The sequence below is a fragment of the Skermanella mucosa genome (assembly GCF_016765655.2).
Taxonomy (GTDB): domain Bacteria; phylum Pseudomonadota; class Alphaproteobacteria; order Azospirillales; family Azospirillaceae; genus Skermanella; species Skermanella mucosa.
Genome location: NZ_CP086106.1, coordinates 1,274,954 through 1,293,208, shown reverse-complemented (window position 1 = coordinate 1,293,208; position 18,255 = coordinate 1,274,954). Strand labels below are relative to the sequence as shown.

The window sequence follows — 18,255 nt, the reverse complement described above, 5'->3', positions numbered from 1 at the left end:
ATGCCTCTACTACCGAGAGGAAGTCGTAATGACCAAGACCATGAAGGCAGCCGTCCTCACCCGCTTCGGCGGGCCGGACGCGTTCGAACTGCGCGAGGTGCCGGTGCCGGAGGTCGGTCCGCACCAAGTGCGGGTGCGGGTGCATGCCACTGCCGTCAATCCGCTCGATTACCAGATCCGCCGCGGCGACTACACGGACTACGTGCCGTTGCCCGCAATCATCGGCCATGACATCTCGGGCGTTATCGAGGAGTTGGGCTCGGACGTTCGCGAGTTCGCAGTCGGCGATGAGGTCTACTACACACCGAAGATCTTCGGCGACGCCGGCTCCTACGCTGAGCAGCACGTCGCCGATGTCGAACTCGTCGGCCGCAAGCCCAGGAATCTCACGCACCTTGAGGCGGCGAGCTTGACGCTTGTCGGCGGCACGGTTTGGGAGGCGTTCGTCCAGCGCGCGCAGCTGAAGGTCGGCGAAACGATCCTCATCCACGGCGGCGCGGGCGGTGTCGGCACGATCGCGGTTCAGGTGGCGAAGGCGATCGGCGCGCGGGTGATCACGACGGCGCGCGCCCGCGACCACGATTTCGTGCATTCGCTCGGCGCCGACGAGGCGATCGACTTCACCGCCGAAGACTATGTGGAGGCGGTTGCCCGGCTGACCGGGGGAGAGGGCGTGAACGTCGTCTTCGACACGATCGGCGGTGACACGCTCACGCGAAGCCCGCTCACGCTCGCGGCATTCGGGCGCGTGGTCAGCCTCGTCGACATCGCGCAGCCGCAGAACCTCGTCGAGGCCTGGGGCAAGAACGCGGCCTACCACTTCGTGTTCACCCGCCAGAACCGAGGCAAGCTCGACGCGCTCACAAGCCTCGTCGAGCGCGGCCTGGTCAAGCCCGTGATCGGCGCGACGCTGCCGCTCGCCCGCATGGCCGAGGCGCACGAACTGCTGGAGAACGGCACCGCACGCGGACTGCGCGGCAAGGTCGTGATCGACGTGTCGGGCGAGGCGTCCGCCTCGCCCGCCGCCCGTCAAACCCTCTGACACATCGCGCGGACGGTCGGGAAGGTTCACCCCGGCCGTCCGCCCCGAGAGGAGAGAACGAATGATCACCGAGCTTGCGCTCCTGCGCCTTCTGCCTGGTTCCGCCCCTGCGTTCGAGAGCGCATTCGCCGGCGTCGCGCCGCTGCTCGCCGGAGCGGACGGCTGCTTGCGGTACCGCCTCGTGCCGACGCTCGACGTCCCCGACGTTTACCTGCTCGAGGTGGTCTGGCGTGACCTCGAAGCCCACACGCAAGGCTTCGAGCCGAGCGACGCGCACGCGCGCTTCATGGCGCCGCTCAAGCCGATGCTCCTCGGCGAGCCCATTGTCGTGCACATATCGGCGGGAGAGCCGTCGTGACGGCCGTCGGTACCGACCCGTATCCGGCCAGGAACGTCGGTCCAAACCCTTTCAGCCGCGGCTACGCGTCCAGACTTCGGCGCAGAAACGAGGGACAGCCTGTTCCCAGTGCGCAGGCTGATTTGCCAAAATTCTTTCCCGACCGATTCAAGTAGGTCAGCGGGAACAAGCATCTTGAAGTGGGAATTGTCGTCTCGTTTGAGCAGGTGCTTGTACGACAGCGCAGCCTTCTTGTGTCACAATTCGTGTGACACAACGACCAACAAAAAAGCCGTGCCGTCAAGGTTCCGGCACAGCTTTTTCGTATTATCAAGCACTTAGAGATGGTGCGGTCGAGAAGACTCGAACTTCCACGGGGGTTAGCCCACAGCGACCTCAACGCTGCGCGTCTACCAATTCCGCCACGACCGCATACATCGTCCGCTTCATTGAGCGCGGGGCTTGCTTGAAGCGTGCGGGGGGAATACCAAATCCCGATGCCGCGATCAAGCGATTGAAGCGGCTTCTTCGAAGAAAACAGGATCACACCCGGATATGGCCATGACAGCCGCTCCTCCGCCGCCCGCCCCCCTCGCCGCTTCCGCCGACGCCTCCCCCATCCGGTCGGCCGTGGAGTGGCGCATCTCGGACGACCCCGTCCCCTATCCCGAGGCGGTCGCGGAGATGGAGGCAAGGGCCGCGGCGATCCGCGCCGGGACGGCCCCGGAGTTGGTCTGGCTGCTGGAGCACCCGCCCCTCTACACGGCGGGCACCAGCGCGAAGGAAGGCGACCTGCTGGAGCCGGGCCGGTTTCCGACATACCAGTCCGGCCGCGGCGGCCAGTACACCTATCACGGGCCGGGCCAGCGCGTGGCCTATGTGATGATCGACCTGAAGCGCCCGCGGGCGGGGATGGAAGGCCCTGATGTCCGCGGCTACGTCAACCGGCTGGAGGAATGGCTGATCCAAACGCTGGCCCAGTTCAACGTCAAGGGCGAGCGGCGGTGCGGCCGGGTCGGCATCTGGGTGGACAAGCGCCCCTACGGCGGCCTGCCCGGCCAGGAGGACAAGATCGCCGCCATCGGGGTCCGCGTCCGCCACTGGGTGACGTTCCACGGCGTTGCCCTCAACGTCGATCCGGACCTGGGCCATTTCGCCGGCATCGTGCCCTGCGGGATCAGCGGGCACGGGGTCACCAGCCTGCACGCCCTCGGCCACCTGGCGACCCTGCCGGAGGTGGACTTGGCGCTGAAGGCGGCGTGGGACGACGTCTTCGAGGCCTGAACGGAAAACGGCGGGCAAAGGCCCGCCGCTTTCCCTGGTTTCCACCCGGTCTCAGTCCTGGAACGGATCGGTCACCAGGATGGTGTCGTCGCGCTCCGGGCTGGTCGAGAGCATGGCGACCGGCGCCTCGATCAACTCCTCGATCCGGCGAATATACTTGATCGCCGTGGCCGGCAGGTCGGCCCAGCTCCGGGCGCCCTGAGTGCTCTCGCTCCAGCCGGGCATCGATTCGAAAATCGGCTCCACGCCGGCCTGGGCGGACTGCCCGGCGGGGAAGTGGTGCAACTCCTGCCCCTGGTAGCGGTAGCCGACGCAGACCTTCAGCTCCTCGAAGCCGTCCAGCACGTCCAGCTTGGTCAGCGCGATGCCGTTGATGCCGCCGACCTTGACCGCCTGGCGGACCATGACGGCGTCGAACCAGCCGCAGCGGCGCTTGCGCCCGGTCACGGTGCCGAACTCCCGGCCGCGCTGGCCAAGCCGGTCGCCGATCTCGTTGACCTGCTCGGTCGGGAACGGGCCGGACCCGACGCGGGTGGTGTACGCCTTGGTGATGCCCAGCACGTACCCCACGGCGCCCGGCCCCATGCCGCAGCCGGTCGAGGCATTGCCCGACACCGTGTTGGACGAGGTGACGTACGGGTAAGTCCCGTGGTCCACGTCGAGCATGGCGCCCTGAGCGCCCTCGAACAGGATGCGCTTACCGGCGCGCCGCATCTCGTCCAGCTTCTCCCAGACCACCGCCGCGTAGGGCCGCACCTGGGGCGCGATCTCCCGCAGGCCCTGCAGCACCTCGTCGCGGCTGATCTCGTCCGACCCCAATCCGCGCAGCAGCGCGTTGTGGTGGAACAGCAGCTTCTCGACCTTCTCCTCCAGCACCGCGTCGTCGGCCAGGTCGCACAGGCGGATCGCCCGGCGGGCCACCTTGTCCTCGTAGGCCGGGCCGATGCCGCGGCCGGTGGTGCCGATCTTGAGCGTTCCGAGCGCCTCCTCGCGGGCGCGGTCCACCGTGCCGTGGATCGGCAGGATCAGCGTCGCGTTCTCGGCGATCAACAGGTTCTCCGGCGAGATCTCGACGCCCTTCTGCCGGATCGCCTCGATCTCGCGCACCAGCGCCCAGGGATCGACCACGACGCCGTTGCCGATGACCGACAGCTTGCCGGGCCGGACCACGCCCGACGGCAGCAGGCTCAGCTTGTACTCGACGCCGTTGATGACCAGCGTATGGCCGGCATTGTGGCCGCCCTGATAGCGAACCACCACGTCGGCCCGGCTGGACAGCCAATCGACGATCTTGCCTTTACCCTCGTCGCCCCACTGGGAGCCGACCACCGCTACGTTTGCCATCTCGTCTCTCCACGCTACTCAGCGGAGAAGGTTGGCGCCCCCTCCGGACAATCGGCCGGGCGGCCGAACGGCGCGCCGGTCCTCGGTGATCAGGCGGCCGGATGGATCTGGCCGCCGGTGAAAATATGGGTGCAGCGCAGCCGGCGCGCTTCGGCCGCCGGGTCGTCCAATGCTTCCAGCGCCCGCACCGTGATCCAGCCCTCGGACCGGAGCCGCGCGCCCTCGGCGGCGTCCGTCCCGATCGGCAGGAACAGGCGCGGCAGCGGCGCCGGATCGGGCACCGCGCGCAGTACGGTATCCAGATACAGGGTGAAGCCGGTCGACGGCTCGCCCGATGGGCCTCCTCCCGCCCGGTACCGGCCGCCGCGCCCCAGTTCGCCGCGTACCCCGCGCGAGAACAGGGTGAAGCTGGTGCCGGTCTGGTACTCGAATCCCCGGTGCTCGACCGGATCGACCGTCAGCATCAGTTCCGGTGCGGCGTCCCGGATCAGCCGGACCACCTCGGTCAGCCGCCGGCGGTCAGCCTCGGCCTCCTCCGGCAGGTCCAGGCGTGCCAGCAATTCCACCGCCCGGTCGGCAGGCCCCGAAGCCCCCATCATCCCGGCCAGCAGGTCGGCGGCCCTGCCGCCCACCGCCGCCACCTCGGCGGCGTCCTTGCGGTCCAGCGCCTGGCGCAGTCGGGCGGTCTCGTCCTCCGGAAGGTCCAGCCCGCGGCAGACCGAGGGGACCAGGGTCGGAACGTTCAGGTCCACGGATATGTTGGTCACACCCACCGCCTTCAGGGCGGCGTAGGCCAGCAGCACGACCTCGGCATCGGCCGTCGGCTGCAACGCGCCGATCAGCTCCACGCCGACCTGCCCGAACTGCCGTTCCGGCCGGAGCTGCGATCCTTTGACGCGCAGCACCTGCCCGCCATAGCTGAGGCGCAGCGGGCGCGGCTCGTTGGCGAGGCGGGTGACCGCGATGCGGGCGACCTGGAGGGTCATGTCCGGCCGGATCGCGAGCATGCGCTGGGAGATCGGGTCCATCAGCCGGAAGGTCTGGGTCGCCATGGCGGCCCCCGGCCCGGACAGCAGGCTGGCCTCGAACTCGATCAGCGGCGGCTTAACTCGCTCGAACCCGTTCAGCGCGAACTCGGCCATCAGCCGTTCGACGATGGTGGCTTCGAAGGCGGCTTCGCGCGGCAGCACGTCGTGCAGGCCGGCGGGCAGCAGCGCTCTGTTCATCGTTTCGGTCATGCCGGCAATGGGTCCCGGATTCGCTTCAAGGGTCCGGCCTCGACCGGACGCACCGGGCCGGTAAGTATCGGAACCGGCCCGGTTGGGCAAACGGAAAAGGGTCGCGGCTGCCATGGCCGGCAAGCGGGGCGAGCCTCGACAATCCGGTTCCTCCGACGGCCCCGCGTGATCGACCATGTCCGGGCCTGTATCATCGCCAAGTCACACGACGTCACCTGGAGAGAGTTCCCGAATGCCCACAGTCCAGACGATCGCCTCCCTGGCGGCCGACCTCGCCGCCGGCCGCACCACCAGCCTCAAGCTGACGGAGGCGGCGTTCGACCGGATCGCCGACCCGGCCGGCGAGGGCGCCCGCGTCTTCATCCTGGCCGATGTCGCCGTCAACCGGGCCGCGGCGCTGGCCCAGGCCGAGGCGTCGGACCGGCTGCGCGCCGCCGGGATCGTGCCGTCGCCGCTCGCCGGGCTGCCGATCTCCGTCAAGGACCTGTTCGACATCGCCGGACAGGTCACCACCGCCGGCTCGGCCGTGCTGAAGGACGCGGCCCCGGCCGCCGCCGACGCGCCGGTGGTGGCGCGGCTGCGGGCCGCGGGAGCCGTGATCGTCGGCCGCACCAACATGACGGAATTCGCGTTCTCCGGCCTGGGCGTCAACCCGCACTACGGCACTCCCGGCAACCCGCGCGACCGCGACCGCATCCCCGGCGGCTCGTCGTCGGGGGCCGCCGTGTCGGTGGCCGACGGCATGGCCGTTGCCGCGATCGGCTCCGACACCGGCGGCTCCGTCCGCATCCCCGCGGCCTTCTGCGGGCTGGCCGGGTTCAAGCCGACCCAGGCGCGGGTTCCCCGCACCGGCGCGCTGCCGCTGTCCCGGACGCTGGACACCGTCGGCCCGCTCGCCCGCTCGGTCGCCTGCTGCGCCCTGCTCGACGCCGTGCTGGCCGGGGAGTCCCCCGCCGTGCCGGACGCCGCCCCGGTCGCGGGCCTGCGCTTGGCGGTCCCGCAGGAGATCGTTCTGGACGGCTTGGACGCCACCGTCTCCGCCGCCTTCACCGAGGCGCTCTCCCGCCTGTCCAAGGCCGGCGCCCGGATCACCGACCTGTCGGTGCCGGCGCTCGCCCGCATCCCCGCGGTCAACGCCAAGGGCGGTTTCGTCACCTCCGAGGCGCTGGCCTGGCATAAGGACCTCATCGCCGCCCGCGGAGCGGGATACGACCCCCGCGTCGCGTCGCGCATCCTGCGCGGCTCCCAGATGAGCGCCGTGGACTATATCGAGTTGCTGGAGGCGCGTGACGCGATCATGGCCGAGGCGGCGGAGCAGACCCGGGACTTCGACGCCCTGCTGCTGCCGACCGTGCCCATCGTGGCGCCCCGGTTCGACGAGCTGGCCGACGACGCGGACTATACGCGCCTCAACATGACGGTCCTGCGCAACCCGTCGCTGTTCAATTTCCTCGACCGCCCGGCCATCACCCTGCCCTGCGCCCCGGAGGGGCTGGCGGTCGGGGTCATGCTGGTCGGCAAGCGCGGCCATGACCGCCGGCTGCTGGCACTGGCCCGCGGGGTCGAGCCGGTGGTCGCCTGACGCCCCTGCCCTCCCCGGGTCCGTGCGGTCAGTGGTCCGAGCGGTGAAGGATCTTGTCGCTCAGGCCGGTATCATACCCCATGCCGTCGAGAGTGATCACGGCGGCGTGGGGGAACCGGGACTTGATCAGCCCCTTGCGCTCCAGCGCCACCCAGACCGCCGGGTTGCTCAGGCCGTTGGCGTCAGCGGTCGAAACGACGGCGTCACCCATGTGGAAATGGTTGCCGTGGGCATGGGGGAACTGGTTGACCAGAAGGGCGCCCTCTCCCTCGTCGGGAGCGGGCGTGCCGATCAGCCGGCCCAGTTCCTGCAGCAGGGTCAAGGTCTTGAGCTGGAGCGGGTTGAGCTTCAGCGGGTTCACTCTGGGCGGCATCGTCTTCCTGCATGCAATGGTTACAGTTTGGGGTAACGGGCGCACTTCAGCGCCGGTTCCCGTGATCGTCAAGTCATAAGCCGCACGCGCCGGGACGGAACGCCTGCGCAACATGGTGAAACATAAGTTTACTTGGGTTGCCGCGCCTCCGTATGGCAGTAAGGTGCAGTGCGGAATCGACGTGTGAAAGTTGAGCAAAGAGAACATGTGCGGGATTATCGGCATCATCGGCAAGAACGAAGTGGCCCCCCTGCTGATCGAGGGGCTGCGCCGGCTGGAATATCGCGGCTATGACAGCGCCGGCGTCGCGACGCTGGTCAATGGCCGGATCGACAGGCGCCGGGCCGAGGGCAAGCTGGTCAACCTGGACAGGCGCGTCCAGGAACAGCCCCTGTCCGGCACCATCGGCATCGGCCACACCCGCTGGGCCACCCATGGCGGCCCGACCGAGACCAACGCCCATCCCCACGCCACCCGCAAGGTGGCGGTCGTCCACAACGGCATCATCGAGAATTACCAGGACCTGAAGGCCGAGCTGGAAGGTCACCACTACGTCTTCGAGACCCAGACCGACACCGAGGTGATCGTCCACCTCGTGACGTTCTATCTCGACCGGGGCTTGGCACCGGTCGAGGCCACGGCCGAAGCCTTGAAGCGGTTGGAGGGCGCCTTCAGCCTGGCGCTGATCTTCGCCGGCGAGCACGACCTGATGATCGGCGCGCGCCGCGGGACCCCGCTGGCCGTGGGCTACGGGAATGGCAACGACGAGATGTACCTGGCGTCCGACGCCTTCGCCCTCGCACCTCTGACCAACCGCCTCTCCTACCTGGAGGACGGCGACTGGGTCGTGCTGAACCGCGGCTCCGTGGTGACCCGCAACGCCGCCGGCGAGACGGTGGACCGCCCGATCAAGCTGTCGGCCGTGTCCGGCGCCATGATCGGCAAGGGCGAGCACCGCCATTTCATGCTGAAGGAGATCTACGAGCAGCCCCAGGTGATCGGCGACACGCTGAACGCCTTCGTCCAGGCGACCACCGGCCGCATCACCCTGCCCGAGCTGCCCTTCGACATCGCGGCGATCCCGCGCGTGACCGTGGTCGCCTGCGGCACCGCCTTCTATGCCGGCATGGTCGCCAAGTACTGGCTGGAGCAGGTCGCCCGCGTTCCGGTCGAACTGGACATCGCGTCGGAGTTCCGCTACCGCGAGGCCCCCATGCCCGAGGGCGGGCTGGCCCTGTTCATCTCCCAGTCGGGAGAGACCCTGGACACGCTGGAGGCGCTGCGCTACGCCAAGCGCCAGGGCCAGCACATCCTGTCGGTGATCAATGTCGCGGAAAGCACGATCGCCCGCGAGAGCCACGCCGTGCTCGGCACGCTCGCCGGTCCGGAGATCGGCGTCGCCTCGACCAAGGCCTTCACCACCCAGCTGACCGTGCTGGCCTGCTTCGCCCTCGCTATGGCCCGCGCCCGCGGCGCCATTACGGCGGAGCAGGAAGCCTCCATCTCGGCGGCGCTGCGCGAGGTGCCGGCCCGCGCGGTCGACGTGCTGAACCATGACGAGCGGCTGCGCGTGCTGGCCCATGAGGTCGCCGAGGCGCGCGACGCTCTCTACCTGGGCCGCGGCACCAGCTACCCGATCGCCCTGGAAGGCGCCCTGAAGCTGAAGGAGATCTCCTACATCCACGCCGAGGGCTACGCCGCCGGCGAGATGAAGCACGGCCCGATCGCCCTGATCGACGAGGACGTCCCGATCATCGCCTTGGCGCCCAACGACGCCCTGTTCGAGAAGACCGCGTCGAACATCATGGAAGCGGCGGCCCGGGGCGGCAAGGTGCTGCTTCTGTCGGACGCGGCGGGCGTCGAGCGCATGCGCGACAAGGTCCGCTGGACCGTCACCCTGCCGACCGTCCACCCCTTCGTGTCGCCGATTCTCTACGCGATCCCGATGCAGCTGCTGGCCTACCACACGGCGGTGATCAAGGGCACCGACGTGGACCAGCCGCGCAACCTGGCGAAGAGCGTCACGGTGGAGTAGGACCGCCGATCCGGACTGAGATGGACTCCGGAAATGAGAAAGGTAAGTATGTGACTGCTCCTGCTCCTAATTGCGGCTTAGAAGCAGGAGCAGTCAGTGAAGCAGTCTCGGCAGAAACACAGCGCGACGTTCAAGGCGAAGGTGGCCTTGGCGGCGATCAAGGGCGACTGCACGGTCGGCGAACTGGCCGGCGAGTACGGTGTCCATGGCAGCCAGATCCATGCCTGAAAGAAGGCGCTGCTCGACGGCGCGACCGGCGTGTTCGAGAGCGGCAGCGATCGTGACGACAACATCAGCGAAACCCAGGTCGGTGAACTCTATCGCCGGATCGGCCCGCTGAAGGTCAAAAACGATTCTTCGGTCAGGAGGCTCGGCAAGTAGGCTTGGCCGAGCGTCGCGCGATGATCGACCGCACGCATCCCTGAATACTGCTTCCGTTTCTCCGTCTTCGGGTCCATCTTTATCATGGGCAAACCAAGCTTAGGCAACTGTCCAGGAAAACAGGGGCCATCTCAAACCGAATTTCCGCTTCGCGTAAATTTAAGATTTTGCGGACGTAAGCGCATCGGCGATGCGTCCAGCAATGAGATCATGGTCACGAGTCTCGCATTCCCAAATTACCACGCTTCGCCATCCGAGTTCCTGCAGCGATTTCAGCACTCGCGCGTCGCGTGCTGCATTCGCCGAAAGTTTTGTCTCCCAGAAGTCGGTTCGCGTCTTTGGAATGGTCGCCCGCTTGCAGTCGTGCCGATGCCAGAAGCATCCATGCACGAAGACGACCAATTTATAGCGAGGCAGCACAATGTCGGGCTTGCCCGGGAGATCCGCTCGCCGCAGCCGAAACCGGTAGCCGAGACGATGGAGCAGTTTTCGGACAGCTATCTCAGGCTTCGTGTCTCCGCTGCGGACCGCCCGCATGTTTCGGCTTCGCTCCGCAGAGACTTCGGCACCTGAAAGAGCCGAAACCGGCATTACTTCTCCGCCTCCCTCAGGTTTTCGTTCCATCATTCTTTTCCTCAGCGGCTGGCGGCGCGACGAAGTCGAGGCCGATTCTGGTGAATTCTACCCCCAGTTTGTTGACCAAGTTCAATGCGTATTCATAACGGAGTTGGGCGAAGATACGAGCATCTACTGATTTGATCTCGAGCGCCCCAGATTCACCGCTCACCATCTGAAGGTTCAAATCGGCGGTCTTGTCTGCCTCAATCTTGAATTGACCGTGGTTGCTCGCGAACATCATCCGCCATACGGGCGATCCATGCTCGCCCTTTTTGGGGAAAACGCTATAGGTATCTACCTTGTGCCTCTTCTCGTCGAGCAGGAAGACCATCGTGTTTGAATTCACGTCGGCGCGCTCAACTGCGGGGCGGGCATGGAGCTTCACCGCGAGGAAAGGTTTCGTCGACGACTTTGAGGATCCACTGATGCCGATTTGGTTCTTCTGCTTTGGCACCAAGTCGCATGCGGGCGAGACGCAGACCCAAAGCTCGGTCCCCAATTGAAGAATGTGGCCCGGTTGAAGATGCCACCCCGATACGGGCTTGGTGGAAATATAGGCGTTGTAGTGATTAAGCGCGACGTCCGGCTCGCCCTCGGCTGGAGCATCGACCTCGTAGTGAGAAGCAAAGCCTTCGGCGCTCGGGTCCAAGGAACTTGGATCGCACTTGACGAGCTTGAGTCCGAAATCGACGGCTTTGGCTCCAACCTTGTCCAGCAGTCGTTCGGTATGGCGGGCCGCGTGAGCCTCGATTAACGTCCTGCGATGGCTGTCACCGGCGTCGCCGGAAATGTCAGCCGCCAGAAGTTCCTGGTAGTATTTCCAGTAGGCACGTCGATCGCTGAAGGTCGTATCTTCCGCCATTACGCCCAACGCACTGATTTCTGCCCTAATGCGCGAGGAGATCATACGTGATGGGGACGGCTTCCACTCCTCGAGAGCGCAACGCAGGGTCTCAAGAAGATCGGCGTTTTGCTTCCGGGCGAAGGCGACGAAACAACCGCTGGCTCGTATCCACGGCCACTGTGTCTCGTCTGGGCCCTTCCATTTGTACCGTGACGTTTCCTGGGCCGTCCCAGACATCCGTCCTTCATGCTTCGCCAATGCCCAATACCACATCACGCGGCATTCGCCAGACTTCCATTTCGCCTCTTCGCAGATCGCTCGGAAGCTGGCAGCCTCGGGAGCCCGATTGATGAATTCTTTGGGAGCAATGCTCTTGTCCAAGGCTCGACGATACGCCAGATAGCCAGCAGCATTCAGGGAGGACGCGAGCCGTGTCTGAATATCATCCGCCACGTCGTCCTCGGCCTTCTCGATAATCTCCTGACCGCACGCGATCTTATCCGTCTCGTTCGCGATGGGTGGTAACAGCGAGAGGAGGATGGTGTTGAACGGCTCGATCAAGTCGTCGATCTCGGTGTGCACGACCACCAAATTGAAGTGGGTGCTGTTCATCAGGCGCCGCAGAATTCCGGCGGCCAATTGTCCGTACGGAGCGACCTGCTCCAAATGGTAGTCGAGGACGAGCAGGTCCGACTGATGCAGGTAGCTGCTGATCTGGGCGTTGTCGGTGCCGTCGTGGATGTCCACAGTCAGCGCTGGAGACTTCGCCCGGAACTGGCTCACGACCTCAAGCATTTGCTCGCGACCGGCCCACTTCCGATTGTTCGGATCATAGCCCGGCTCCCCGAAGATTGTCTCCCAGGTAGGGTAACGGTCGTCGATGATGAGCACCGATCTGATCGGCTCGATGAAAGCTTCTCGAATCAAAGTGGACAAATTGGCTTCCGGCGCCGTAACCGCCGCTGCTTCAGACATTGAAGTTCGCGCCCCGAAATTTGATTGCGAAATTGGCTCCCGGCAGCACCCGATCGTCCTGATTCTGGACGTAGCTGATCTGGTGGCCGCCTGCGGCCAGGTTGGCTTGGCAGAGATAGAGGCCGACACCGCGCCCTCCATCGATCTTGCGTGTAAAGAACAAGGTGAACAGCCGCTTTACATCAATGCTGTCGATGCCCGGCCCGTTGTCGGCTACGACGATACTGTCGCCCCGGACATCGAATTGAACGCGTGGCTCGTCAACGCGTGCATTGACCAACCAGTAGATGCTGTTGTTCACTAAGTTGATGAAAACTGGCAGCAACCGCGATGGCAGTTCCAGCACGGTAAATTTAAGGAAAGCTTCACTGGCATCGAACGCAATCTCGTTCTCTTGGATCGCTCTCGAGAAGAAATCGGCGACGTAATCGAATATGTACCGACCGGAAATGTTCCGTGGTTCTATACGGCCCGCCATTCTCAGCGGCCCGAGGAAATCTATGATCTGCTTCAGACCCGCATAAGCTGTCGTCACCCGGTTCAACGCAGCCTTATCGCTCGGGTCCGTCGCCAAGTGCTGCAGGGCGTAGGACATAGTGGAGTCGAACCCTCTGAATTCGTGATCCAGGAACTCCACGGTGATGCCTAACTGTGCCAAACCGTTGAGTCGGTCGACCTGCGTCCTCAGTTCTGCGCTCTCCTCGCCGCCGAGAATGGCGACCGCCTGCAGGTCGATGCTTTCCCGCAGGTTCTCGAGCGCGAAGATGTAGTTCCTGAACAGCAGCTCGTTGTCCGCATCGATCCGCCCTTTGGCGTCCGACACGGCCTTGGATGCAGCTGACAATGAGACCTCCTGCTTCGCCAACTGCTCCAGCAAGGGCGCAGTTTCCAATCGCAGAAGCTTGTTTCGCTCACCCGTGAGCGAGTTGATCCGCTCGCGTTCTTCGTCCTGAAGCGTTCGGATCTCACGAGACCACCTAGTCACGCGAGAGGCCAATTGCGCTTCGTTGCGCTGAATTTGCTTAAGCAACACCTCCTGCGGCAGCGGTGGGGCTATCCGCTCGACGGCGGCTGAGACCTTTTCCGAGAAACCACCGACGATCTGACCAAGCTCGTTCATCGAGCCGCGGTATCGCCGGTATTCTTCTTCCAAGGGCCCTAACGGTGAAGGCGCTCCCGGAAGGCGCAGTTCGGCTATCTGGGTCTGAGCGTTCTCAAGCACCTCTTGAGCCGCGGATATGTCATCGACGGTTTCAATCCTGATCGACTCGATATCCCTGCGAATACGTTCGGAGACCGTGGGGATCGAAGTCAGGCTGGCGCGCAGGCTCTTCCTGAAGGTCGAGCGCAACTTTCTCTTCAGTTTTTCCTGATGCTCCTTTGCTCGATGCGCGCGATAGTTCTCCTCAGTGATCGCGGTCTCCAGTTTCCGGTCATCGGAGTTCGAACCGAAATAGTCGTAGGCGGTCGATTTGAGGATGTTGACCACTAGGGCCTTGAGGGTCTTGGCCGCCTTGTTGACGATGAAGCCTTCGCGGCCGGCCTTGTCCTTGAGATTTGGATTGCCCGTCCTGGTTATCGAGATACGACCAAAGATACGCCGAGCGTTCCAATATTCACGGCCCGCGTTCATGCTCCGGCGCTTCTCAATCTCGAAGAAGTCGTTGTCCTCACGGCCATACGGAAGAACTCGCAAGGAATCGCGGTAGATCATCAAGCCCGCGTGGTTCTCTGTCAGCTCTTTCATGCGCTCGATGTCGCGTGGCGTATGGGTAGAGTTCTTCGGCTCCTGCTCGAAGGTCGCGATGTAGATGTCCATCGGCCCAAGCCTGGATACCGGACCAACGGGTATCGCCAGTTCTTTTGGGGGCAGGATGGGGACTGTCGGGAATTCCGTGCTTGGCGGGGCGGGTTCAGTATCAGGCGGTCATCGCCTTTGCGAACCGGTCGCCGAAGATGACAGCCATCTGGGCTTTGGCGGCCGTCCATTCCCGGGGCGGCATCTTCCAGTCTTTCTCCGCGCGGTTCAAGACGAGAAACAGGAGCTTCAGCGCGGCCTCGTCATTGGGGAAATGCCCCCTGGCCCGGACCGCCCGGCGCAGCTTTGAGTTCAACGCTTCAATGGCATTGGTCGTGTAAAGGATGCGCCGGACCTCGCGCGGGAAGGCAAAGAAGGGGATGACCTCCGGCCACGCCCGCCGCCAAGCCTTGCCGATGGCCGCGTATTTTTCGCCCCAAGGCCCGGTCTCAAAGGCGCTCAGAGCCATCTCGGCGGCCTTGTCGTCGACAGCGTCGTAGACCGTCTTCAGGGCGGCGGCGATGGCCTTGCGGTCCTTCCAGGACGCGAACTCCATGCTGTGGCGCAGCAGATGAACGACGCAAGTCTGAACAATCGTCTCCGGATAGGCAGCCGCGATCGCCTCGGGAAAGCCTTTCAGCCCATCGACGACGGCCAGCAGGATGTCCTCCACACCCCGGTTCTTCAACTCGTTCAGGACGCGCAGCCAGAACTTGGCGCCCTCGTTCTGTTCGATCCACAGGCCCAGCACCTCCTTGGCGCCGTCGGCCCGCACGCCGATGGCGACATGGATGGCCTTGTTGCGGACCAGACCTTCGTCGCGGATCTTGACCCGGATGGCATCCAGGAACACCAGGGGGTAGATCGCCTCCAGCGGCCGGTTCTGCCAGGCCGTCACCTCCTCGATCACGGCGTCCGTCACCGTGGAGATCAGGTCGGCCGACACCTCGATGCCATAGAGCTCCCGCAGGTGTCCCGTGATCTCCCGGGTTGACATGCCGCGTGCGTACATTGAGATGATCTTCTCGTCGAAGCCGGGGAAGCGCCGCTGGTATTTGCCGATCAGCGCCGGATCGAACGTCCCCGACCGATCGCGGGGAATGGACAGACCCATCGAGCCGCCATCGGTCAGCACCGTCTTGTGGCCGTAACCGTTGCGACGGTTGCCGCTCTCATCTCCAGCCAGATGATGATCCAGCTCCGCCTTCAGCGCCCGCTCCGTCAGCGCCTTCTTCAGCTGGTCGAGCAGGCCGTTCTGGTCGAATGCCGTCTTCGCATCGGCTCCAGCCAGCAGCTGGTCAAGGATCGCGTCAGGGATAACAGGATCTTTGCGTCGGGCCATTCAGGGTCTCCTTCTGTTTCAGGATAACCCCGCCAAGCACGAAATTCCCGATAGTCCCGCAGGATGACGTAGTCGCTGCCCGTCTTGCGCCACTTACCGAACGATTTGATCTGGCCGCGGAACACTCCGTCCTCACCTATGCGCCCATCGACGATGTGTTCCATTTGGTCCGTCAATGTGCGATTAAACTCGTCGTGCGATCCGATGATCCCGATCCGCTCTCCGTTTGTGTAGACATCCACCCGATAGTCGAAATCTGGTCTCACCGCCTCGAGGTCAGGGCGGGTGGGATCGAACAGCGGATCAACGAATCCGCCGAGCGTGGCTACAAACCTGTCGCGGTCGGTTTGGGAAACGGTCAGGTTCTTGTTCACGGGCAGAAATGCTGCGAACTCGTCCGTGGCTCCGGATACGACCATGGCTGTTCCGTGGTCGAGCTCCGCGGTCCAGACCGGCCATAGCCATAGGTGGTGATCGATTATGCGGAAATCGCTGCATCCGTCGACAATCAGCTGTGACGGGGCGTTCGACAGCAGATCGGTGGCGTTTGATGCTGCGACATGGTCGTAGCTGCTCCAAGCGGCCGTTATGCGCCGGTCCCGTTCGGTGCCCGAGCCGTCGCCTCGGACGTTCTGCAACAGGGCCGAGATCATCTCAGGCAATCGCTGGCTGATCGCTCTGGGGTTCGGGAGCGTAACGACAGGGATCTCGATGTCTGAGAGGATAAGGTATGGGTTTTCGAATAGTCGCCAGTCGATCAGCGCGGCAGCCGTTTCCTGGCCCCGCCTTTTGCTGATGAGCAGCATGATTGGGCCTAAATGGGCGGAGGAAAGCCGGCCGATGCCCTTCTGCCCCTGACGGGAGCGAGCCAGCAGGCCGTTCATGTCGGTTGGGGTGCGGGTGTCCTCGAAGAGCTTGGACTCCGTGCCCACGACAAGCCATCTGTCGACGAGTTCGTCGTAGTTCATCCCGTGACCATCGTCGGTAATAGAGACGACCAGAGGAACTTCGTCGAAGATCGTCAACGACACATTACGAGCGTAGGCGTCGTAGGAGTTCTTCCACAACTCCGATATTGCAGTGGGAACGTCCGCGATCTGCTCGCGTCCCAGGTGGTCAACGGTTCTGGCCCGGGTCTTGAAGCTGACGGTCTTCATCACACAGCCTTCGCCTTGGATGCCCGGCTTTCGGCGTTGGCTGCTGAAGAGAGGAGCGCCTTGATGTGGCCGACAAGCAGCTTAGCCAGGGCCACAGGAACGGCATTGCCAATCTGTTGACCTGCCGCCATTAGTCCGCCTGCGAACACGAAGTCGTCCGGGAATGTCTGAATTCGGGCCGCTTGCCGTACCGTGATTCCGTGATTGAGGGTCGGGTGCACGAAGCGACCTTTTGATGGGTTGATGCACGCCGTCGTCATGGTCGGCGCCGGAGTAGCCGGGTTGATCCGTCCATAGACGTCCGCGTGACCGTCGTGGTTCTTGTGGCAGTCGAGGATTCGGTTGGATTCGTGTCTGCTGCCGCCGTTAGGCGGCGTGGTGGCGAATGCGTCGATCAGCACCTGACCGTGTCGCATGTGCACATCATTCGGGTCGTTCTCGGGGGCCGAAGTGAAGGCAAGGCTGCAGTCGTTCCATGGCTTGAGGTTCGGGGGCATCGGGTCTCGCCGTGCGCAATGCGTCGGCTTAGGCGGCCAGTCGAACCCATCGACCACTACGTCCTGCCGAAGCCCCAGGATAAATACTCTCTGGCGTGCTTGCGGCACGCCATAGTCGCGCGCATCGATCTTGATCGGATCGTAGATCATGTAGCCGCTGGCATGGGCCTGCGCATAGAATTCGTCGACATAGTCCTTATGGCGCGGCCAAAGCATGCCCGGTACGTTTTCCATGAGGAAGGCGCGCGGGCGTAGCGTCCGCACGAAACCGAAATATTCATGGATGAGTGCGTTGCGGGGATCCGCGACGCCTGCATTCTTGATACGATGGCGAGAGAAGCCTTGGCATGGCGGGCCGCCGAGTAGCAGGTCGCATTCGGCGCGATCATGGAAGTGCCTGGCTGCAATGACGCTAGGATCGAGCTTGGTGATGTCCTCGTTGTAGAGCATCACGTTCTCGGCGCGAGCCGGTTTCCCGATGTTGTTCCTATAGGTCAGTGCGGCACTGGGATTGAACTCGACGGCAAAGATCACGTCGCATCCAGCTTCGATCGCGCCGAGCGAAAATCCGCCGGCCCCAGCGAAGAGGTCCGCCACTCTGAATTTCGAACTGTAGTCCAACCAGCTTGCCCCATACCCGGAAGATTCTTTGTCTACTGGCTTTCGCCCCGGCGAATGTATCTGCTTCGATCAGAACATTAAATAGAGAAAAGCCCCTGCCATGCCAATGTGAGAGACAGCTTGCTCCCCCCAAAGCTTACCGGTGCGAGCAAAGGAAAATGTACTTGCGGTCACGTCCCCGAGGAAGGCCGTGGGCTGACGATGGTGGCGGCCCCGGCAGGATTTCGCCGAAAAATACGTTACAGCTTAAGGGGCGTGTGTTCAGCGTCAAAGAAAAATCGCGGGTACTCGAAGTGGCCGATCGGGTCGCCGCGATCCCTGGCGACATTGGCGCCATGCTACGGCGGGAAGAGTTGTATTCGTCGGCCTTCACCGACAGGTGCCGTCGGCGCAATGCCAGCGCGCAGGAGGGCGTGACCCACGCCAATGCGGGCAAACCCCGGCTCCGGAAGATTTGCTTGCCGCGGATTGACGCGGCAGGCTCATTCTGAGCCACCTTACGCCCCCGAGGTGTGGGCCGGTCGCCTAAACCGATTTGGTGCAGAACAAATTAATCTAATTTTTAGGGTGTTCAGCGCCAAGATCAAGCCGAATACTGCCTTAGCCGTACGGCCTGAACAGCTTTCATCAAAGAAGTCTTCGTTGCCGAAATGCCTTGATCGTCCACCTGTCCCACACAACGGCTCTGGCGGTGGTGAGCGGTCCGTTGGTAGAGCATGACCGAATGCATTGAATGCGATCTTTCATGGTCTCCCCTCCTTAGTGTCTGTCCGAAAAAAGTTTGAGT

At 63.8% G+C, this 18,255-nt stretch carries 16 protein-coding genes and 1 tRNA gene; 7 read left to right on the top strand and 10 right to left on the bottom strand.

Going from position 1 to position 18,255, the window contains the following annotated elements; translation table 11 throughout:
• Positions 1 to 28: 28 nt before the first annotated feature.
• On the top strand, positions 29 to 1,042 hold the full coding sequence (locus JL100_RS05920) for a zinc-dependent alcohol dehydrogenase family protein (RefSeq protein ID WP_202685103.1): 1,014 nt from the start codon (positions 29 to 31) through the stop codon (positions 1,040 to 1,042).
• 61 nt (positions 1,043 to 1,103) lie between these two features.
• Complete coding sequence (locus JL100_RS05915; RefSeq protein ID WP_202685104.1) at positions 1,104 to 1,400, top strand: antibiotic biosynthesis monooxygenase family protein; 297 nt, start codon at positions 1,104 to 1,106, stop codon at positions 1,398 to 1,400.
• A gap of 324 nt (positions 1,401 to 1,724) precedes the next feature.
• Here the strand turns inward: JL100_RS05915 and JL100_RS05910 are convergent.
• A tRNA-Leu gene (locus JL100_RS05910) sits at positions 1,725 to 1,811 on the bottom strand.
• Positions 1,812 to 2,009: 198 nt separating this feature from the next.
• Between JL100_RS05910 and lipB the strand changes: the two genes are divergently transcribed.
• Positions 2,010 to 2,663 (top strand): lipoyl(octanoyl) transferase LipB, encoded by a 654-nt coding sequence (gene lipB, locus JL100_RS05905; RefSeq protein WP_202685114.1) that lies wholly within the window; start codon positions 2,010 to 2,012, stop codon positions 2,661 to 2,663.
• A gap of 51 nt (positions 2,664 to 2,714) precedes the next feature.
• On the opposite strand, the gene JL100_RS05900 is transcribed toward lipB, so the two are convergent.
• Positions 2,715 to 4,007 (bottom strand): adenylosuccinate synthase, encoded by a 1,293-nt coding sequence (locus tag JL100_RS05900; RefSeq protein WP_202685105.1) that lies wholly within the window; start codon positions 4,005 to 4,007, stop codon positions 2,715 to 2,717.
• A gap of 89 nt (positions 4,008 to 4,096) precedes the next feature.
• Positions 4,097 to 5,245, bottom strand: coding sequence for an ATP phosphoribosyltransferase regulatory subunit (locus tag JL100_RS05895; protein WP_202685106.1), 1,149 nt, complete (start codon positions 5,243 to 5,245; stop codon positions 4,097 to 4,099).
• Positions 5,246 to 5,477: 232 nt separating this feature from the next.
• Between JL100_RS05895 and JL100_RS05890 the strand changes: the two genes are divergently transcribed.
• Positions 5,478 to 6,827, top strand: a complete 1,350-nt coding sequence (locus tag JL100_RS05890) for an amidase (protein WP_202685107.1) — start codon at positions 5,478 to 5,480, stop codon at positions 6,825 to 6,827.
• Between the two features lie 28 nt (positions 6,828 to 6,855).
• On the opposite strand, the gene JL100_RS05885 is transcribed toward JL100_RS05890, so the two are convergent.
• Positions 6,856 to 7,200, bottom strand: a complete 345-nt coding sequence (locus JL100_RS05885) for a hypothetical protein (RefSeq protein ID WP_202685108.1) — start codon at positions 7,198 to 7,200, stop codon at positions 6,856 to 6,858.
• 205 nt (positions 7,201 to 7,405) lie between these two features.
• On the opposite strand from JL100_RS05885, the gene glmS reads away from it, so the two are divergent.
• From glmS to JL100_RS36475, 3 genes are all read left to right on the top strand, one after another.
• Positions 7,406 to 9,235 (top strand): glutamine--fructose-6-phosphate transaminase (isomerizing), encoded by a 1,830-nt coding sequence (glmS, locus tag JL100_RS05880; protein WP_202685109.1) that lies wholly within the window; start codon positions 7,406 to 7,408, stop codon positions 9,233 to 9,235.
• Between the two features lie 96 nt (positions 9,236 to 9,331).
• On the top strand, positions 9,332 to 9,463 hold the full coding sequence (locus JL100_RS05875) for a transposase (protein WP_202685110.1): 132 nt from the start codon (positions 9,332 to 9,334) through the stop codon (positions 9,461 to 9,463).
• Between the two features lie 30 nt (positions 9,464 to 9,493).
• On the top strand, positions 9,494 to 9,616 hold the full coding sequence (locus tag JL100_RS36475; protein ID WP_267133603.1) for a hypothetical protein: 123 nt from the start codon (positions 9,494 to 9,496) through the stop codon (positions 9,614 to 9,616).
• 159 nt (positions 9,617 to 9,775) lie between these two features.
• On the opposite strand, the gene JL100_RS05870 is transcribed toward JL100_RS36475, so the two are convergent.
• The 6 genes from JL100_RS05870 to JL100_RS05845 all read right to left on the bottom strand — a co-directional run bounded on the left by JL100_RS05870 (position 9,776) and on the right by JL100_RS05845 (position 17,444).
• The gene (locus tag JL100_RS05870) at positions 9,776 to 10,153 is read right to left on the bottom strand and encodes a very short patch repair endonuclease (RefSeq protein WP_407697011.1); all 378 of its coding nucleotides are present in this window, start codon (positions 10,151 to 10,153) and stop codon (positions 9,776 to 9,778) included.
• Between the two features lie 70 nt (positions 10,154 to 10,223).
• Entirely contained in the window at positions 10,224 to 12,053 is a 1,830-nt protein-coding gene (locus JL100_RS05865; protein WP_202685111.1) for a response regulator receiver domain, read from the bottom strand.
• Complete coding sequence (locus JL100_RS36990; RefSeq protein ID WP_202685112.1) at positions 12,046 to 13,872, bottom strand: sensor histidine kinase; 1,827 nt, start codon at positions 13,870 to 13,872, stop codon at positions 12,046 to 12,048. Before JL100_RS36990 ends, JL100_RS05865 begins: the two co-directional genes overlap by 8 nt.
• 100 nt (positions 13,873 to 13,972) lie before the next feature.
• Positions 13,973 to 15,193, bottom strand: coding sequence for an IS256 family transposase (locus JL100_RS05855; RefSeq protein ID WP_201072050.1), 1,221 nt, complete (start codon positions 15,191 to 15,193; stop codon positions 13,973 to 13,975).
• A complete protein-coding gene (locus JL100_RS05850; protein WP_228421096.1) occupies positions 15,085 to 16,350 on the bottom strand; it encodes an ATP-binding protein in 1,266 nt (421 codons plus the stop codon). Before JL100_RS05850 ends, JL100_RS05855 begins: the two co-directional genes overlap by 109 nt.
• Complete coding sequence (locus tag JL100_RS05845; RefSeq protein ID WP_202682064.1) at positions 16,350 to 17,444, bottom strand: DNA cytosine methyltransferase; 1,095 nt, start codon at positions 17,442 to 17,444, stop codon at positions 16,350 to 16,352. Before JL100_RS05845 ends, JL100_RS05850 begins: the two co-directional genes overlap by 1 nt.
• Between the last annotated feature and the right edge of the window lie 811 nt (positions 17,445 to 18,255).

Excerpts from the sequence above, each read along its gene's own strand:
- JL100_RS05920 (WP_202685103.1), top strand. The coding sequence starts at position 29 with ATGACCAAGACCATGAAGGCAGCCGTCCTCACCCGCTTCGGCGGGCCG.
- JL100_RS05915 (WP_202685104.1), top strand. The coding sequence starts at position 1,104 with ATGATCACCGAGCTTGCGCTCCTGCGCCTTCTGCCTGGTTCCGCCCCT.
- JL100_RS05900 (WP_202685105.1), bottom strand. The coding sequence starts at position 4,007 with ATGGCAAACGTAGCGGTGGTCGGCTCCCAGTGGGGCGACGAGGGTAAA.
- JL100_RS05895 (WP_202685106.1), bottom strand. The coding sequence starts at position 5,245 with ATGACCGAAACGATGAACAGAGCGCTGCTGCCCGCCGGCCTGCACGAC.
- JL100_RS05890 (WP_202685107.1), top strand. The coding sequence starts at position 5,478 with ATGCCCACAGTCCAGACGATCGCCTCCCTGGCGGCCGACCTCGCCGCC.
- JL100_RS05885 (WP_202685108.1), bottom strand. The coding sequence starts at position 7,200 with ATGCCGCCCAGAGTGAACCCGCTGAAGCTCAACCCGCTCCAGCTCAAG.
- glmS (WP_202685109.1), top strand. The coding sequence starts at position 7,406 with ATGTGCGGGATTATCGGCATCATCGGCAAGAACGAAGTGGCCCCCCTG.
- JL100_RS05870 (WP_407697011.1), bottom strand. The coding sequence starts at position 10,153 with ATGCGGGCGGTCCGCAGCGGAGACACGAAGCCTGAGATAGCTGTCCGA.
- JL100_RS05865 (WP_202685111.1), bottom strand. The coding sequence starts at position 12,053 with ATGTCTGAAGCAGCGGCGGTTACGGCGCCGGAAGCCAATTTGTCCACT.
- JL100_RS36990 (WP_202685112.1), bottom strand. The coding sequence starts at position 13,872 with ATGGACATCTACATCGCGACCTTCGAGCAGGAGCCGAAGAACTCTACC.
- JL100_RS05855 (WP_201072050.1), bottom strand. The coding sequence starts at position 15,193 with ATGGCCCGACGCAAAGATCCTGTTATCCCTGACGCGATCCTTGACCAG.
- JL100_RS05850 (WP_228421096.1), bottom strand. The coding sequence starts at position 16,350 with ATGAAGACCGTCAGCTTCAAGACCCGGGCCAGAACCGTTGACCACCTG.